The 336-nt window shown below is 42.3% G+C and carries 1 protein-coding gene; it reads right to left on the bottom strand.

Features of this window, described 5'->3' with window-relative positions:
• Nucleotides 1-336 (bottom strand): hypothetical protein (locus tag F8C76_RS19995; protein ID WP_211372209.1); only part of this gene is annotated, 336 nt, incomplete at both ends.

Below are 336 nucleotides of genomic sequence, written 5' to 3'. Positions count from 1 at the left end.
CTAATTGCTTGGCCAAACTCAACGCATTGACAGAAGCGGCGATTGAGCGCACTTCTCCAACGCTTCTACCCACAAGCTCTAATAAAAATTTCTCCATTTTAACGCTGTAACCTAGCGTGCAAGAAAACGCCAAAAAGTCCAAAATCAAAAAGCGTTTTTCGCACTCAATGACTCTTTCTAAACGCTCCAAACTCGGTTTTTTTAACAGCGTAAAAAGCCCAAAATTTTCACTCGCGCTTTTCAGGCGTTTTTCATTTACCCTTAAAACTTCAAAGCGCAACGACTTTTGCCAATAGCTTTCAAACGCCTTAAAAGTGGGCAATCTAGCGCCGCTAG

Source organism: Flagellimonas olearia, from assembly GCF_009184425.1.
GTDB classification, from domain to species: Bacteria; Bacteroidota; Bacteroidia; order Flavobacteriales; family Flavobacteriaceae; genus Flagellimonas; species Flagellimonas olearia.
Note: the sequence above shows the minus strand (reverse complement) of the source record. Positions and strands in the feature narration are given on the sequence as shown.